Below are 16,381 nucleotides of genomic sequence, written 5' to 3'. Positions count from 1 at the left end.
ATTAACGTTATTTCCTTTGTTTATTATATCCATTCATAGCTTGGCGATTGCCCATAATCTAATATAAGTAAGGGTATCTAACTGTCCGAGCGTCTGTATGATTCAGATGAACACCCATAAAAATTACCAGAAGTATCAACTAGCCCGCACATTGGCAATCCTGTAGCTGGATTCAATCCAGCTCCCGCAGAATCGTGTAGTCCTGATTCATAAGGAAATGGATCACTTTGAAACGCACGATCAAAATAAAACTGATCTTTTAGAGATTCATCTCCAACAGTTACACCACTTATTACACAGACCCTGTAGATCGAGAGCCCGAAAAATATAAATAGGGCCAACACAGGGAAACAGATCGCGGGGACAGAAAGAACCATGTACATTACTGGCGATACATCTTTCTGACTATACAAACACTTCTGCTTGCGAACTCGATAATTAATATATGCAAATATACCCTGCCACATAATCAACAGCGCAAGTATCAGGAGCATGACGGATGTTGCCCACCCTGCAAGCGAGCAGGCGATATACTGTATAAGCAGAACCCACATAATTCGCATCAGCTCTTTCATATCCGATAATCTCCCTGATCATTTCTTGTGATTATTCTCCAGTTTCTTTGCTTTTTCCAGAAGTTCTTCAGGACTGTCAGCTCCCGGAATAGCGTTTTGTGATGCTTTCTCGTTATTGTACTTAGCCCCCTGATTATTCGCTTCGGACTGGTGATGGCGCTCCAGTGCTGAATACTGATTATCAACGGACGATGAAGCTCCCTTTATTTCACTTTGTGTTCCTGAGATATTATTTCGCGTTTCAGTCATCATACCGTCTACCGAGCCTTTCACATTCCCTTTAATACCTGCGTCTGACGTTGCACTCTCAATGGAAGCCTTATGCGCCGCATGGTCAGATAACACCTCCTGCCGCCCGCCCCCCACAGACACATTGTCCATACTTTGACCCAGCCCATCTTTCGCATCCGAATATGCATTATCTACCGAAGGCTGAACCTGACTTTGTACAAATGACCAGGCCAGTTCTCTTCGTTTCGCTGCAACCTCTGGTGAACCGGTATCCGTCAGCAAAGAATCGGCATCATGCGGTGCCTGCTTGCGAACATATTGTGCAAATTGCTGATTAAGATCTTCGTTAACCTGCCCGCTCATGGTTTCGGTTCGGGATGCCATTTCAGCATATTCCTTGCTGCGTGCCTGACTGGTCGAGTACTGTTCAAGGCTTTGTTTTGCAGAACTCAGTGATGCAGACAACTGGTCCGCACGTGATGCGGCGTTGTTATCCGTATGACTGCCTGATTCATTTATCTTGCGGCTGGTAAAGTAATCGCTGGCCTCCTTGAAGTCTTTGGTGGATTTTGCATCAATATCATGACGCGCATCCTGGCTCGCTCGCGTGCTGCTGCTTGCCTGGTGAGAGTCTAAATCATCAAAGTCGACGCCGGCTTTAGCACCTGCCCTGAAACTAACACCACCACCTGTACCGAAAGCCTTAATCCCTATACCACCATGTGCACTGGCATCGCCATAAAGACCAGCGGAAGCACGTGTGCTTCTGGTCGCCAATTCCTGAGTCGCCTGATCATTACTGATGTTATGCGCCTTCGCGTAGCTTTCCACCGCGCTGCGCATCTTGCTGGCCATCATGGAGTCCTGCGCGCTCATGGTACTGTCGGCACCCTGAGTCATCGAATCGCTGCTCCCCCGGTTGGTGCCAAACTGGCTGAGGGTCTGCCACGTGCTTGACATACTGCTACTAAAGCTCTGCATCGCGCTCTGGGACTGCGTCTGCGCCTCGCGAGCCATCTCCTGCTGCGCTGAAGCCAGTTGACGGGCAAAATTAATGCTCACGGGCAGCTTACTCGCTGCCTGGGTAGAGTCAGTCACCGTACTACCGTCGCGCATCTGTGTGGACGTCGCTCCGTTGGCAAGTTGGTGACTCATCTGGCCAAACATGGTCGAACTGTTGGTATTCCAGCTGTTGCCGCTCACGTTCTCGGTCTGCATGTTAGCGTAGGAGTAGTTCCCGTCGATTGAACCTGCCGCCGCCGTTGCCGCCGGACTGATGGCCGAGGACGCCAGGTGGCTGTAGAGATTCGAGAAGCTGGAGCCCAGACCTTTCAGCATTCCCCATGCCAGTGGCGGTATAAGCATCGACAGATAGCCCGCCGTCGTGGCCAGATCCGAGTATTTAAGTTGCACCTGCGACAGCTCAGAGAGCACAACCGGCGAGCCGTTGGCTTTCGCATAGAAGGTCATGCAGCTGTTGAGGATGGCGTAAAGCAGCGGCCAGCTCTGCACCCACATGATGGCCAGCACGTACCCCTTCAGCACGTTAAGGGTGACGGCGTTAAACATCCCGCCCAGCACCATCAGGGGGAATATCCCGATAATCAGTCCGACTATCAGCGTCTGGGACATGGGCAACGAGCGCAGGGCCACCTGCCCGACCGTTGCGTGCGCGAGCCGCTGCTTCTCCATTGATGACGTGGTGGCGATGTTGAGCAGACTCGAGGTATCGCCGTTGCGGGCCGCATAGCCCATGATACCGTCGCGCAGGGCATTCATCGTCACGTTCTGGCGGATAATTTGCGAGGCGCTCTGCCCGGAGTTATAAAAATAGTTATAGCTTTCGCCGAGCATCTGGCTCAGGAGCAGGTCGGGATTCGGACGTCCGCCAAACAGCCAGCGTGCGTAGTAGCTCCAGCTTTTCCCTCCGGTCTGGGTATCAAGGCCCAGCTTCTGCTTGAGGATCACTGCGGCTTCTTCGCAGGATAAAAACGCCTTTATCTCCGTTTGTCCGTTATCACCACTGGTCGTAAACTTCTTATAGTTCTGCACCTGACGCAGCGGACTGGGTTTAGAGAAGATAATGGTGTAGGGGTCGGTGCTGTTCATCAGCTCGTCCAGGGTGTACTTCCCGTTGAGGAAAATATCGCCCATCACGCAGTTCTGCACATAGTCCGCAAAAAGCGTGGTGATCTCAGGATTTTTTGATAAAAAGTCGGTGCTGCGCGCGACCAGATTCGCGCCGAACAGCATCCCGGTCTTACTGTAAGTGACGCTGTCCGGCTGCGAAAAGACCATCTCATAGCCCTGCACCAGCGCGTGTCCGATAGTGGTCGTCAGCGACGCCGGCAACGCCAGCCCAACGGGTACGTTGTCCACCTGATACACCTTCGTCAGATCGCTGTTGTCGATAATCTGTACCGGCGTGCGCACGCTCACCAGGAGAGACATCAGGACGATGGTACCTATCCAGCCCAGCATATCCATCACGTTGTGACGGCGTATCCAGGTAATGGCCACGACGAGCACAGACAGCGCGGTAACGATCCGGCGGATAATGACCCAGTTGTCCGTGTTCATAAAGGCCACAATGGCGTTCAGCGTCTGGCTCAGCCAGTCGCCGCCCGCGATAACGTAAATCGCCTGCATCAGCGCGCCCCCCCGAAGTGATAGTTGTTCTGATAGCGCTGCAACATCCGCGCCGAAACCTGCTGGCGCATATAGCTCATCTGGCGGTCAACAACCAGAAGCGCATCCTGCTGCACCTGCACCTGCGCCTGGAAGGAGGCTATCTGCCGCGTGGCCTCGTTGAGGTTGTTATTGATGCTGTCGATAACGGCCTGGTCATAGTTGCCCGTTGCCATCAGGGCGCGCGCCTGCTGGACCATCTCCTGGATGTACTGCAGCAGAATGTCGTAGCCGATATAGTCCGTCAGCTGATAGACCAGGCTGTCAGAAACGCCCAGCATCATCGGGTCCACCAGGTACTTGAACACCGGGATAGTGGTGCCGGAGATAAAGCCCTTCTCCTTCTCGGTCAGCTTTGTGTCGGTTGCAGCCTTGTTCTGGATGCTGGAGAGAATGTCCTTGATCTGATTTTTCAGCGCGTTCTTTTCGGTAATAGTAACGGTCGCGTCGGCAACCACCTTCAGGCACTTCTCGCTGTCGTTGCAATGGTAAATTTTCGCCGTGCCGCCCTCCATCACTGCCTTAATAATGTCACGATCCGTGGTGCGGGCAGGCAGCGGCGTGATGTTACCCTTCTCGTCAAAAATCAGGGTCCCGGTGAGCGTCATGATGAACTCCCTGAGTTCTTTATTCCCGCTGAACATGCCGTTCTTGCCGAGCGCATTCCAGATGATATTGATGTTTTTAGTGATGCGCTCTTTATCGGCGGTACCGGCCTTGTCGCGCACCTTGTCGAGGCTGCCGCCCACGGTGCAGCCCTGGCGGGATGCCGCCCAGTCCGCAAACATGTTGCTCTCGCCGGCAATGTCCTGGCAGACCTTCTGCTGGGAGACCTGGGTGCGCGGAAACAGACCGCCGACAATCCCCTGCGCCGCCTGGCAGGAGCTGAGGTTCATGCTGTTAATATCGCTGGCCATCTTCTGCAGGAAGTCCTTTGCGGTCTTGATTTCCGGTACGGTGGTCTGCAGCGCCAGATCGAAGAAGTAGCCCGCCGCGTTGGACATAATCTGCTTGGCGAAACGCTGCAGCTGATCGCTGTTAATAAAGCTGAAGGAGCCCAGATAGGCATCGATGCCGCCGCAGCCGGCGTTTATGTCGGGCAGCGTCATGGAGATAAGCTGGACGGTTTTCACCTGCGTGCGCGCGTAGAGTGAGCCGCCCGTGGCGTAGCCCGCGGCCTGCCCCTGCCAGACCTGAGGCTGGCTGGTGTTGGACGCAAAGCCCAGCTTATTAAAGAAGGTATTCATGTCGCTGTTCACGTCGGCACTCACGCTCGCTGAACACGTAAGAAGAATGCCACACAGCATGGAGAGAGGTTTACGGACGAACATCGGCACCCTCCCGGCTCGCCTGCTGGGCGAGTTTTCCCGTTTTTCGTTTTAGTATGAACATTTGCCCTTTCGTATAAAGCGAGTTCAGGATTGCATAAACGCCGCCTGCAACGGCAAGCCCGCCGCTCAGCGCGATAAATATCAGTGGAATGGCGTACATCAACACGTTCCACAAATCTTTCAGCTGCAGGTGACCGTCCCTGAGCCAGTCGCCGACGCAGGCATCGAAAACGTATGTCATAAAGACGCGCGACAGCACGCCGGCAATGAGCAATATGCCCGCCCACTCAGCATAAACGCCGAACCGTGCGTCATTTTTCCGTGCCCTGAGCGTGATTAACTCTGGCCTCGTAGCTCTCTGAAGCATCCCGGAAGGCATCATGTCGTGTTCCTTTGCATTGTTCTGATCAGCCATTGTTACCCACTCCGCGCATCTGAAGGACCGTATCCATGCGGGCCATAAAGCCCTGTTCGTCGGTCGCGCCCTGCAGCAGGGGCAGGGCTTCAAGGGTGTTTACGTTGACGAGAAAGGTGGTTGGCGTGGCCACGGGCAGGTTAGGGAAAAAGGTTTTCATCACCTCCGGCGGCGCGGGCAGCGCATCGGGAAAGGACGCATCCCCCTGACCGTCGATGGTGTAGGCCATCACCCCAAATCCCACCCGTGCCGACAGCGACTTCAGGACCGGATCAAACTGGTGGCAGTACGGGCAGTGTCCCTGCATAAACAGCACGACCTTCCAGTCGGCCAGATTGACCTGGCGCCCGTTGCTGAGGCGGTACCAGACCGGCTGCTTCGCCGGAAGTGGCTTAGCTTCAGGGTCTCCCGGGGATGTTGGCAGAGATCCCGACGCTCGCGCCCCCTGTGGATGCCATAACGATTTGATCTCGTCCATTGTGGAAGCCTGTGTGGCCAGACTGAGGGTCATGAGCGCCACGGTAAACACGGTATGTCTAAGGTTCATGTCGGCATCCTCCGGCATCACGGGCCTTTTCGGCCTCACGGGCGGCATCAATCCAGCGGTTGATAATGCGGTAGCCCCCCCAGAGCACCATCGATACGCCGATTATCTGCGCCAGAAGAATGGCCATCTCCGGCTCGCGCCGGACCAGGCGGGAAACAATGTGAAACCATATCCCGAGGCTCAGCACCCATAATCCGGGCACGTCGAACTCAGGCAGGCGAAAACGGAATTTGCGCATGCGAACTCTCCCTGCATTAAAAGTTGGGGGCAAAATCAGTGGAAACGTTGAGGAACTGCTTCGCCAGGTCATCCTGGCTGATAAAGCCATACGAGACGGGTTTGACCGTCCCGCTTTTAGGGTCGGCCAGCATCAGCGCCGGGAAGTAACGAATACCCAGCCGGCTGGCCTGTCCACCGTCCATTCGGGTATCCGGCAGGAGTGGATTCACGATACCGTCCACGGAGACCGGAATGACGCTGAGGTGATACGTTTCGCGGAAGTTTTTAATGACCTGAACCAGCTGGCCGTCGATCGGGTCCTGTCCGCGGTAGAAGAACATCACGCCATAGTGCTGAGCCAGCGTTTCAATGGCGCGGCGCTGGTCGGCAAAGTCCGCCGCCAGCTGGTTGCGCACGGTACCGTTGTAGTGGCTGTGCTGCAGGTTGTAGTCGAGTTCGGGGTGTTCGAGCATCGCCTTTTTGGCGCTCATCGAGAACAGCCCGGCCTGCTGCGTCCAGTAGTTCTGCAGACGGAAGTAGCGGGTAAAGTTCTCCACGCCCGGATACAGAATGGCCTCGTACATGGCGCGCTTCGTGGCCTGCTGGAGCGTGGCAAGCTTCTCCATGATGTCCGGCGAGGCCTGCTGAGGCTGTGTTGAAGAGGATTTGTCATCCTCCGGCGTTCTGTGCGATTCGTTGTACCACTGCCAGCCTGCATCTTTTCCTGTGGCGGAAAAAACGCTGCCAAGAAGCAGCAGCGCTAACGCTGTCTTTCTCTTTTTCACTGGAACCTTCCTTATCCCGAAGCAGGCCGGTTATCGTTTGAAAAGCGGGTTTAACAGCCACGCAAACAGAAGTCCCACAACGAAAAGCACAACCATCAGTGCCATAAAAAACACATCTATGCGGGTTGTTTCATCAACGATATTTCCGCACCAGTAAAGCACCGGCGAGGCGACAATCAGGCTGATGATAAGGCGGACGATAAATCCTTTAATTTTCATGATGGAGAGTCCTGAGTCAGTGATGAGTGGCTTACTGTTTGTTCTTCAGCTGCGCGGCGATTTCCTCGCGGACGCGCTTTGTCAGGGTGTCGTTATCCGGGATTTTCTTGTTCTTTTGCAGATCGTCGAAAAAGTTCGAGAAGTCGAGCGCTTCAAAATTAATTTGCTGCAGCTCGGTCTGGGTGATGCCGCGACAGTCCGGGCTGCTGGCCTTGCCAAAGCCGATGTGAAGCTGACCGTTACGCCCCTGCTGCTGCACAATCTGGGCAAGCTTAGAGTCAAACTGACAGTAGCTGCGCTTCTTCTCGAGACAGACGCCGAGCACTTTTTTTGAACAGAACTCACCGATACTGACCGTGAGCTTATTCTCTTTGGCCTTGCCCAGCGCTTTCTCCTCGCTGCTGCACCTGGCAAGCCCGACGTCCTGGCCCCAGCCGCCGTCCTTACAGCAGTTGCTGAATCCTGCCGCAAACTTCTTGCAGAACTTCGCGCTGCCGGTAAAGGCGCGCACGTTAACGCTGTTAATGGCGGCCACGTCCTTGCCCGCAGCGGCCAGCGCGGCGAGTGCCGAAACGACAGGTGCAAAATCGTTATTTTTACCGTTCTGCGCCCGCTCACAGTCACCATCAAGACAGAAGGTGTCGCCGCCGCATATCATCACCTGGCCGGAAGTACGAGTTTCACAGGAGTACGTCGCGTATTCATGCAGGCAGCCGCTGCCGTCTTCTGCAGTGAAGGCGCAGGTGCGTGAAGCAAGCGTACAGGCCGGATTGTTCATATAGGTTTTGCAGGTGCCATTGTCAGCAGCCTGGGTCATATAGGTGTCTTTGTACTTCCAGCAAGCCTGCGTGACCGGGTATGACACGCCGTCAACCACCACCGTTTTTGTGTTCCCCGGCTCAATACATTCGGTCTTTTTGAGCGTACCTTCGCTCTTGCTGAACGGACAGGATTCGTTCCAGACCACGTCCGGCACCCATTTTTTGTCCGTCACCTGCATGGTCAGGGTGGCGGTCATCCAGGCTCCTGAGCCGCTCTGCATCCAGGCGAGCGTTTTACGGGCATACTCCTGGCAGCGCGACTGCCTGCCGCTCAGGCAGTTCTGGTTGAGCATGGAGCCTGTCGGAGACGGCCGCCCGGCGGTCAGCGACGCGCCCGCAGCGCCCGGCAGCGCCCACGTATTATCCCTTTTGGCCACAGACTGGGTGTTTACCCCCCACCAGGTAAACCGATAGGACATGTTCCTGTCGTCGAAATGGACCGCCACCGACGCGTTCAGCACGGTACCGGTTGCAGGCGCCCGGAAGCTGAAGTTCACCGTTTTGTTACCGTCATACGTGTAGCTGAATTCGCTGTTGGGCACCGTCCAGGTGCGCGTCACCGTGGTGTTTTCGTAGTGGCCGGTAATGCTGGCCGTGCGCGTACAGGCCTGCTCAACCAGCAGGTCGCGCTCACAGGTATAGTTGGTGAACTCGCTGCGGCTGATGTTCTGCGCTTCGCACTGCGTCTGCCCCGTTTTGCCGATGATGGTATCGGCGCGGGACTGAACATCCTGGCTGGCCTTAATAAACGGCGCGTCGGGTGAAATGGGCTCCTTCGGGTTGTTAACAAACGAGTCGGTGACGGCCTTTGTGGCCTCATTTGTGGTCCAGCCCGTGGTACCGTCCGCTTTCAGCGCGCCGTCACCGGTCGCCGTTACGCCACCGTAGTATTTCTGCTGCGGCGGTGTGGCGGTGTAGCCCGGCAGCGTGGCCGACGGATTGAAGTTCGTCAGGCTGCTGTCTCCCTTCCCCTTGACCTGCTTAGCAAAGTCCGAGCCGGCCCGGTAATCGCTGTTGCTGTCAGCCTGTGCCATCCCGGCAGCCAGAGCCAGTATCAGAGGTAAAATACGTTTCATACAGCACACTCCCCATGGAATTGCTCAAACCAGAACACAACCGGTTTGTTCATCACCTGAATCAGTCCGAACCGCTCTGCGGTCCTGAAATTCACGCTGTGCCTGCGCCCCCGTTCAACCTGAAGGGCGATCTGCATTCTGAATGTTTCCAGCGAATATGTTGTTTTCAGTAGGTTGCACGGCGCACAGGCCGGAACGAGGTTTTCCGGGCAGTCGACCTCCGGCCTGAAAACATCACCGGTGGATTTCAGCCTGAAAATGCCTTTTTCAGCAGCCTTCATACACTGCTCTGATTTACGGAGCACCGCCTGAACATGGTCGGCATGCCACCCTTTCTCCGGCAGCTCACACCCGCAGTAAGCACAGCGGCCACCGAATTTCATACGCAGTTTTTCCCGCTGTTTTTTTGTCAGCGCCATCAAAGCCTCCTTACAGGAACAGATTTACGGATTCAGTAAGCGGACCAGTGTCCTGAAGTCTGCACGCAGTGAGCAGCGACAGTACCGGTGATACCAGCAGTGGGAGCCATCCGGCTGAAGCCGGAAGCAGAGCTGAAAATCACTGTTAAAAGAAACCCGGACAGACCAGCCCCACAGCAGCCGGGGCATCACGGATTCCGCATCCTGCCGCAGACGCGCCTCCAGAAGGGCTGCTGTTTTTACCTGACAGACAAAGGCGATATAAGGCGGCAGCCTCGTAACAGGTAAACCATGCCCCTGACAGGAGGCATATGTACGGAAACCGTGAACGTTCATCGCGGCCACCAGTGCACGGATTTCCGGGTCAATTCGGTAATATCCGGGAGGTAAGGTCATTGCGGAGCATCTCCGGCACTGTCCAGCAGTCCCTGTGCCACCTGCCTGCAGTCTCCGGTCGCGGCCACCTTGTCCAGCGCCTGCTTCAGATGAAGATTGCCACGGATAACGTCATGGCCACGTTCGCAGTACACCACCAGTGACGGTACGCTGGTGATCCCGTACTCGCGAAAGCGGGTCGGGTCGATGGCCACGCCGCTGGCTGAACCATCCTGAACGAGCGCCATCACGGCGGTTGCCGTCGTTTTCATGTCGTTGTTCACCATGCCCCGCAGGGTGGCGGGAATGTCGTATCGGCGGGCCTCGGTCAGCATGCGCTTAAGCCCCGCCTGCGGGATGGCAAAGGAGACGAAATACAGCGCGCCGTGCGTGGGCTTATCCTGCTGAGCCTCCTGCTGGCGCTGTTTCAGCTCCCCGATAAAGCGCGCGTCGTCTGCCGAAAGAGGGTTCTGGCGCACCTGCTGCTCCAGCATCTGGCGCAGCGGCGCGTTGTCCTGCCCCCTCAGCTGCTGGCTGAAAGACTCCTGCTGACGAATAAACTCGCGGTTCGCCTCATCAGCCCCTGACGCCAGCGCAGTGCAACAATATGCTGACAGCAGCAGCGCCGCCGTCAGACCGGACAGAGTTTTCATGGAGGTTTCCTTTTTCTCAGAGGAAGACGCAGTTGCGCTTGCGCCAGAGCAGATAGCCGTAGTTTTTCTTCGTGTTCGGCGGGTTACGCCCCGTTTCCCAGCGCATGACCGTTCGGCCGAAGGGATGGCACTGCGCCGCATCCGGGAACATGTTCACCATCTGATAGCGCCAGCGCTCTTTCGGGATAATGGGAGACGGGTATTCGAAGCAGACCGCGCGGTCCGCCCCCACGCTCTCCAGTATCTGGCCCTGTCGGTGAAGCTTGAACGCCATACGCTCGCTGACCAGAACGGAAGACTGCAGGGGGCTGGACTCATTGCTCACCCAGCCGTTGAAAGGGTACATCGAGCCCTGCGAGCCAGCGCACCAGAACAGCGGGTCGAGAGGCTTATTTATCGCACTGGCCACCGCGTCGGCCGCACATGCGCCCTGCGCGATGGGGTTAGCAAAAATGACCGCCTCCGGATTCAGAATGGAGGTCAGGGCGCTGTCCCCCCATGTCGGGTCGATTTCAGACAGGTATCCGATATCCAGGTCGCCGCCCTGCAGGCACCCGAGGGAGGTGATGATGTTGAGCCAGTACGTCAGCGGATATTTGTACCAGTGCACGTGGTAGAACGCGCCATTGACCTGTTTGTCATCTTTTTTGGCGGTGCCCATCCCCATTTTCCCGAGATTAACGGTGAATCCGCCGAGGTTTACCATACAGCCTGGAGAACGCGCCACATCGGTCATGGCCATCGGCTCCCAGTACCCTATTGCCAGGCCGACGCGCTGAAATACCGGGGGTGGCATGGGACAAAACTGTATCGGGCTCCCGGGATTAGACGTATCCGGTAAATCCCCGCCCGTGACTTGTGTGCTGCCGAGCGACAGGGGGAACATGCAGCGCCAGCAGATATCGGTGATCGGATTGACGAAACGCCCTTCGCAGGCGGCGTCCGCCGCTGCCATGTAGCTGTTACCCCACAGAAGCAGCCCGAACAGAGAGACGGTCAGCATTTTCACCGGACACCTCCTGCATCATGCTGCGCCATATCGGGCGGAATGATTTCCACCTGCAGGCGCTTTCCGCTGGGCGCCGCCGTCACCCGCGCCGGTACCTGGCTTATGCCGAACCGGGCGGTCAGCACCCCGTTCTGGTCGAAGAAAATGCGGCTGTCGAGCTTCTCCGACGTCTGCGGAATGTTGCCCTGAACCAGAATAATGCGGGTGATCAGGGTGTCAGGCTTCTGTCGCTGTACCCACGCGAGCTGATCCGCATCGTCGCCGTTGATAAACAGCAGCGTTTCGTTAAACGGCACCACATCAAGCGGATTAAAGATCTGCCCCGCCTGAGCAAACACGTTGCCCCTGTCGTCGGCAAGCGCCTTGTCCACCCGCACGCTCGGATCAAACCAGCGCCGCTCGTAGCGCACCGCGCGTGTTATTCCCTCAACAGCAGGCGGGCGCTGGCTGTTGCGCACCACGCGCGCCTTAAACTCCGCCATCTTTTTGTCCATCTCGCCGGACTGCGCCAGCGTCTGCAGCCGGCTTTCGATAACTGTCAGCATATCCGGCTCCGCCACCGGCCAGAGATCGCCCCACGTCCCGAGGTCAGCGGCCGTCACGCTGCCGGTCAGCAGCGTCAGGCCCAGGGCAAGGGCGCGCATCACGCCCCCTCCTTCATCCGGCGGGCCACGTCAGTCTGGATTTCACGCGTGATATCCGGCGCCCCCTGCACCACGGCAGGTGCGACAAGGATGAGGGCACGATGGCGGATCTGCCAGTCCCGGAGGCTGGCCTCCAGTGACGCGTTAAAGCGGTCTGAGAGTGCTTTTGTCTGCGCCTCGTCCAGCGAACGGCGACCGGCTCTGTCAAAGAAGGCATCCACCGTGGATTTCATGTTGAAGGCCACAACCACAGGACGGTTAAGCTGGCAGACCAGCCAGCTGACGCCCGCGCCCGCAGCCAGCGTGCCGGCAATCAGCGCGGCGTTAATGAGTACGTGTTTTTTCATGAGATGGTCTTCCCTTCATGCTCGTGAAGCCAGCGCTCCAGCGCGGCCATTTCCGGCCCGGACTTTTTCCACGCCAGCTCCCAGACGGCCTCGTGAATACTCAGCCCTTCCCGGCGTCGCTGCTGCAGAAACTCAAAGTCCGGACCGTCCGAGGAGTACATTGCCCGGCTGAGCGGATCGACGAACAGGCGATGCCAGGACGTCAGGTGCTCAACCGACAGCATAAAGCTGCTGAACCAGTTGTCCTTCGCGCTGCCGAAACCTTTAATCATGTCGCGCTGCAGCTGCGAATACTGGTCCGGGTACAGCTGGTTGTACTTGGCGAACTCTTTAGCCGACTGCTTGAGGATAATTTTGTAGGACGAGTTACCCCATGCCGCGCGGGCGGCGCTGGAAGCTGTTTCCGAGTCAAAGTCGACGATGTTCTGCGTAATGGTGATGTACGAACCGGTATGGCGGCGGGCGGTACGGTAGCCCTTCTCGATAAACGCCCCGACCTTGTTGTTCTTGAAGTCCAGCAGGCGCCAGCCTTCGTCTATCACGTTAAGCTTCTTCAGGCTGCGCGGCGTGCGGTACATGCGGTTCTCAATGTAGAGAATGAGCGAGAACATCACCGCCACCAGGAGGGACGGCCTGTCCTCCAGTCCGCCGAGCTCAAGCACCACCATCCGGGCTTCGTCCTTCAGGGACGGCTCGTCGGAGTTGAAGTAGCTGCCGTACACCCCGTCGCGGGTGTACTGAGTCAGCAGCACCACCATCTCATCGAGGCGGCTGCGGATGGTCGGCGATCCGCTGTATTCTTCGCTGTCGCGGGCCATCATCAGGTAGTCCACCACGTCGTCAATGCGCGCCTGGTTTTTCTTCGTAAGCCAGGTGGCCTTCACCGCCTTAAGCAGCAGGCCTTCGTGCACCTCGTCCAGGTTGCCGTTGGGGCTGGCCATCACGGACAGCTGGTCCCGCAGGCGTTCGGCCATCTCATCGATGGTATCGTCAGTAACGTTAGCGAACGGGTTAAACTTCAGCGTCTCGCCGTCGAGGTAGACCCCGCCCATGTTCTCGCACAGGGACTTGTAGCCGTCGCCCATGTCGAACACCACGGCGAAGCCGCCGGAGTCGATGACGCTGCGTATCAGGGGCTGGATAAGCCCGGTTTTCCCGGCACCGGAGGTCCCGCAGACCGCCATATTGAAGTTGGTGTTACCCATGCCGCGGCTGAACAGGTCGATAAACGCCAGCTGGTTGCGGTAGGTCGGTGCCAGCAGGCCGGAAGTGGCCAGCGGGCTGTCCGCCACCACCGGCATCAGATTGGCGACATTAAAGCTTTCGGCGCGCTGCAGCACGCCGGACTCGCGCAGCTGCTTAAAGAGGCCGCCGCCCGCCATAAACGGCAGATTCACGAGAAAATTGCGCATATGGTTAAAGCGCGGGGAAATCAGCTCGAAGCCATTTTTACGGAAGCTGTTCAGTACGTCCTGTTCGACCTTCAGCGCAGTTTCCTGCTCATCGCGGCAGAAGAGGGTCACGTTCAGAAAATAGCTCACCAGCGAGGACTGCCCGGACGACAGGCGCTGGCGCAGATCGCCCCACTCTTTTGCCTCCTGCGCCACGCCCGGGAAGAACTTGGCGTAGCTGGTCTTGGACTTCTTCTCAAGATCCATGAACTTCAGGTTGGCCTCGTTCTGCGCCTTCACCTGGTCTTCCACGCTGAGGACGAGCGTCAGGATAAACGGACACGAAACGGACAGTTCCGGGTTGAGAAGGTTGCTGTAGTTGTCGGCCATATTCCAGAGGAAGGCCAGCTCCGGATTTTTGGTCAGCTGAAAGTTCATGATGCGCGCGGTGCTGTTGCGACCATTACCGCGCAGCCCCAGCGTCATGTAGTCGGCTTTCACCTTCAGGTCAAAGGTATCGTCCACGCACTGGTAGTTCAGATCCTTGAGCGGGTCCAGCTCCCGTTCGGTGGGATACAGCGCATCCGGGTTGTGGTTAATCATTTCACCCGCAATGCGGATAAAGGCATCCGCGTCCACGCTGCGGGTGGCTATCTGCGCCCCCTGCAGCGAGGCGCGGATGATTTTGACCTGGTTTTCCATCTCCATCACGCTGGCCTTACTTCCGCGCTTGCGGGGGACGCAGCAGGAGATGTACACCCGGTAGTTACGCAGGGTCAGCGGCAGGTTGAGGTGATCGGGCAGCGGGAAACCTTCTTCTGCGGCTCTGAGATAGTAGGCTCGGGTGATGGCGTTGAACGTATCGGCCTTTTCACCCGTCCAGGAAAGCTCACGCAGGCCATACTCGATATCCTGACCCACCAGATGGCTGGACACCAGGTGAACGGCCACCGGCACCTCGCGGGGCAGTTTGGTGCGCATCAGGTTTTCCAGCGACGACACGATAGTTTCGTTGGCGCCGTTGATGGGCTGCGCCTCCAGCATAAAGCCCATCGTCTTCTCGTTCATGAAGAGGCCGGTTTCCGCATCGTAGTCGCGGTACGGCAGCACGCGGCTGAACTGCGGGAAGCGCATCTGCCCAAGGACATCGTTCGCCTCAGAGGATGCATCGGGCATCTTCAGCGCCGTCAGCAGCGAGTTGACCGTGCGGGTGACGGTATCCAGTGGATTACTCACGGTTATCCTCCTTTTTATTGTCGGCCGTTTTTACCGCTTCCGTCGCAGGGGCCGGGCGGCTGGCGGGGATACCGTAGCGAAAACGCGCTGAGCGCATCTGACCGTACAGGCAGAAATACGGGCGGCATCCCATAAGCAGCGCCGCCCCTGAAAACACAATGGCCATCACAATCCACAACAACTTAAGCGGACTCAGCGCCCCGTCAACATGAGCGGCATATCCTTTAGCATCGGTGATGTCGCTGCCTCTGTCCTGGCAAACGGCAGAAGGGCCACCTGCAAAAATCTGCACAGGCTTGTCCGGCGGGGTAGCCGGTATAACAGGTTGTAAAGGTTCATCAAGGCAGGCGGCAATACGGAACTCGCCACTGCTGACGTTGTGCGTGACGGCCATAATTTCCTGCGCCATCGCCTCTCCGGGCGTGGTGTCCTCCATCCACAAAAGCATGGCAACCAGCAGCATCAGCATGGCGGCAGGCCAGACAATCAGATAGTGAAAAGCCCAGGCAAGCCATCGAAGGCAATACAGCAGGACGGACAGAAGCTTAAGCATCATTCCCGTTACCTCCGGGATTCAGCGGAAACCAGACGCTGCAGTTCTGACGGATAGCCTCCGCCAGCTTTTCCCCGTCTTCACCCTTACACAGTTCCCGGAGCTGGCTGACGTCAGACTTCGCCAGGAAAACCCTCATCTGCTGTGTTGTTACGCTCATACCTGAACCCGGTTTTCCCAGGAACAGGCAATGCCCACGTTCCCGCTGCAGCATGAGTTGAGAAAGCGGAAACTTCCCGTCAGGTGCGGTAGCACAGGGCAGAGACGCAGAAAGCCTGAAGTCGCTCTCTGCGGAATTAACAATGATGACGCGCATCCCCGTATGCCCGCAAAAGGCCGCAATATCATCAAGGTGGAGGGTCTTACCCGGACCGCCGTTACTGTTGGTTGTCATGATGTTCGTCTCATGGTTTTTTGCCATCGTTCTGAATGTCTTTGCGTAATTCACGCCAGTCGCGGAGTTGTCGTTCTGATAAAAAGGTCCGCATAACATCAACGCTGATGGCTGTCTTACCGCTACCGGTTTTCCCCACGACCATCACATTGGTTTTTCTTCTTCCCATCGGTCACCTCAGATACTGTTTTTGTCGTATTTCCAGAGCCCGCTGGCATTCCGTACAGGTACGTACGCCCGGGATGACCTGCCGCCGCCTGAGGGGGATACGATTACCACAGCATTCGCACCGGTTGCGGCTTTTGCCCTGCAGACAGGACCGCTGCCTCGCGGCCTGTATATGAAGCTGGTTCAGCAATTCGTCCTGCTCCTGCAGGAGATCGAGTTCGTCTGCCATCAACGCTCCCTGCTCACACTGTCCGGACACGCTACCGCCCATCCCTTTTCACGTTT

At 57.0% G+C, this 16,381-nt stretch carries 20 protein-coding genes; all 20 read right to left on the bottom strand.

Annotation, left to right across the window (positions count from 1 at the left end; genetic code table 11):
• Nucleotides 1–77: 77 nt before the first annotated feature.
• Genes M2422_RS23665 through M2422_RS23570 form a run of 20 tightly spaced genes read right to left on the bottom strand, consistent with a single transcriptional unit; the run spans nucleotide 78 to nucleotide 16,325 of the window.
• Nucleotides 78–575 carry a hypothetical protein gene (locus M2422_RS23665; protein WP_259143155.1) on the bottom strand — a complete coding sequence of 166 codons (498 nt, stop codon included), beginning with the start codon at nucleotides 573–575 and terminating at the stop codon, nucleotides 78–80.
• An 18-nt stretch (nucleotides 576–593) separates the two neighbouring features.
• Nucleotides 594–3,455, bottom strand: a complete 2,862-nt coding sequence (gene traG, locus M2422_RS23660; RefSeq protein WP_259143154.1) for a conjugal transfer mating-pair stabilization protein TraG — start codon at nucleotides 3,453–3,455, stop codon at nucleotides 594–596.
• Nucleotides 3,455–4,825: a conjugal transfer pilus assembly protein TraH gene (gene traH / locus M2422_RS23655; RefSeq protein ID WP_096198068.1), complete on the bottom strand. Its 1,371-nt coding sequence runs from the start codon at nucleotides 4,823–4,825 to the stop codon at nucleotides 3,455–3,457. The genes traG and traH overlap by 1 nt, the downstream gene beginning before the upstream one ends.
• A complete protein-coding gene (locus M2422_RS23650) occupies nucleotides 4,812–5,240 on the bottom strand; it encodes a conjugal transfer protein TrbF (RefSeq protein WP_259143152.1) in 429 nt (142 codons plus the stop codon). The genes traH and M2422_RS23650 overlap by 14 nt, the downstream gene beginning before the upstream one ends.
• Entirely contained in the window at nucleotides 5,233–5,787 is a 555-nt protein-coding gene (gene trbB / locus M2422_RS23645; protein WP_259143150.1) for a type-F conjugative transfer system pilin assembly thiol-disulfide isomerase TrbB, read from the bottom strand. The genes M2422_RS23650 and trbB overlap by 8 nt, the downstream gene beginning before the upstream one ends.
• Nucleotides 5,777–6,025 carry a type-F conjugative transfer system pilin chaperone TraQ gene (gene traQ, locus M2422_RS23640; RefSeq protein ID WP_011901838.1) on the bottom strand — a complete coding sequence of 83 codons (249 nt, stop codon included), beginning with the start codon at nucleotides 6,023–6,025 and terminating at the stop codon, nucleotides 5,777–5,779. Before traQ ends, trbB begins: the two co-directional genes overlap by 11 nt.
• A gap of 16 nt (nucleotides 6,026–6,041) precedes the next feature.
• Complete coding sequence (gene traF / locus M2422_RS23635) at nucleotides 6,042–6,791, bottom strand: type-F conjugative transfer system pilin assembly protein TraF (protein WP_049047533.1); 750 nt, start codon at nucleotides 6,789–6,791, stop codon at nucleotides 6,042–6,044.
• Nucleotides 6,792–6,821: 30 nt separating this feature from the next.
• Entirely contained in the window at nucleotides 6,822–7,010 is a 189-nt protein-coding gene (gene trbE, locus M2422_RS23630) for a conjugal transfer protein TrbE (RefSeq protein WP_259143148.1), read from the bottom strand.
• Between the two features lie 31 nt (nucleotides 7,011–7,041).
• Nucleotides 7,042–8,907 carry a type-F conjugative transfer system mating-pair stabilization protein TraN gene (gene traN / locus M2422_RS23625; protein WP_259143147.1) on the bottom strand — a complete coding sequence of 622 codons (1,866 nt, stop codon included), beginning with the start codon at nucleotides 8,905–8,907 and terminating at the stop codon, nucleotides 7,042–7,044.
• A complete protein-coding gene (locus M2422_RS23620; RefSeq protein WP_259143146.1) occupies nucleotides 8,904–9,326 on the bottom strand; it encodes an HNH endonuclease signature motif containing protein in 423 nt (140 codons plus the stop codon). The genes traN and M2422_RS23620 overlap by 4 nt, the downstream gene beginning before the upstream one ends.
• A 24-nt stretch (nucleotides 9,327–9,350) precedes the next feature.
• Nucleotides 9,351–9,722, bottom strand: a complete 372-nt coding sequence (locus M2422_RS23615; RefSeq protein ID WP_259143145.1) for a hypothetical protein — start codon at nucleotides 9,720–9,722, stop codon at nucleotides 9,351–9,353.
• Nucleotides 9,719–10,354, bottom strand: coding sequence for a type-F conjugative transfer system pilin assembly protein TrbC (gene trbC / locus M2422_RS23610; RefSeq protein WP_259143144.1), 636 nt, complete (start codon nucleotides 10,352–10,354; stop codon nucleotides 9,719–9,721). The genes M2422_RS23615 and trbC overlap by 4 nt, the downstream gene beginning before the upstream one ends.
• Nucleotides 10,355–10,370: 16 nt before the next feature.
• The gene (gene traU / locus M2422_RS23605) at nucleotides 10,371–11,357 is read right to left on the bottom strand and encodes a conjugal transfer pilus assembly protein TraU (protein ID WP_259143192.1); all 987 of its coding nucleotides are present in this window, start codon (nucleotides 11,355–11,357) and stop codon (nucleotides 10,371–10,373) included.
• A gap of 2 nt (nucleotides 11,358–11,359) precedes the next feature.
• The gene (gene traW / locus M2422_RS23600) at nucleotides 11,360–12,007 is read right to left on the bottom strand and encodes a type-F conjugative transfer system protein TraW (RefSeq protein WP_259143142.1); all 648 of its coding nucleotides are present in this window, start codon (nucleotides 12,005–12,007) and stop codon (nucleotides 11,360–11,362) included.
• Nucleotides 12,007–12,354 (bottom strand): type-F conjugative transfer system protein TrbI, encoded by a 348-nt coding sequence (trbI, locus tag M2422_RS23595; RefSeq protein ID WP_259143141.1) that lies wholly within the window; start codon nucleotides 12,352–12,354, stop codon nucleotides 12,007–12,009. Before trbI ends, traW begins: the two co-directional genes overlap by 1 nt.
• Nucleotides 12,351–14,981 carry a type IV secretion system protein TraC gene (gene traC / locus M2422_RS23590; protein WP_259143140.1) on the bottom strand — a complete coding sequence of 877 codons (2,631 nt, stop codon included), beginning with the start codon at nucleotides 14,979–14,981 and terminating at the stop codon, nucleotides 12,351–12,353. The genes trbI and traC overlap by 4 nt, the downstream gene beginning before the upstream one ends.
• Nucleotides 14,974–15,537: a conjugal transfer pilus-stabilizing protein TraP gene (traP, locus tag M2422_RS23585; protein WP_259143139.1), complete on the bottom strand. Its 564-nt coding sequence runs from the start codon at nucleotides 15,535–15,537 to the stop codon at nucleotides 14,974–14,976. The genes traC and traP overlap by 8 nt, the downstream gene beginning before the upstream one ends.
• Nucleotides 15,527–15,928 (bottom strand): hypothetical protein, encoded by a 402-nt coding sequence (locus M2422_RS23580; RefSeq protein ID WP_259143138.1) that lies wholly within the window; start codon nucleotides 15,926–15,928, stop codon nucleotides 15,527–15,529. Before M2422_RS23580 ends, traP begins: the two co-directional genes overlap by 11 nt.
• A 10-nt stretch (nucleotides 15,929–15,938) precedes the next feature.
• Entirely contained in the window at nucleotides 15,939–16,097 is a 159-nt protein-coding gene (locus tag M2422_RS23575) for a hypothetical protein (RefSeq protein WP_259143137.1), read from the bottom strand.
• A gap of 3 nt (nucleotides 16,098–16,100) precedes the next feature.
• Entirely contained in the window at nucleotides 16,101–16,325 is a 225-nt protein-coding gene (locus M2422_RS23570) for a TraR/DksA C4-type zinc finger protein (RefSeq protein WP_259143135.1), read from the bottom strand.
• Between the last annotated feature and the right edge of the window lie 56 nt (nucleotides 16,326–16,381).

The sequence above is a fragment of the Enterobacter sp. SLBN-59 genome (genome assembly GCF_024807915.1).
In the GTDB taxonomy this organism is placed as follows: Bacteria; Pseudomonadota; Gammaproteobacteria; order Enterobacterales; family Enterobacteriaceae; genus Enterobacter; species Enterobacter asburiae_B.
This window is presented reverse-complemented; position numbering and strand designations above follow the sequence as displayed.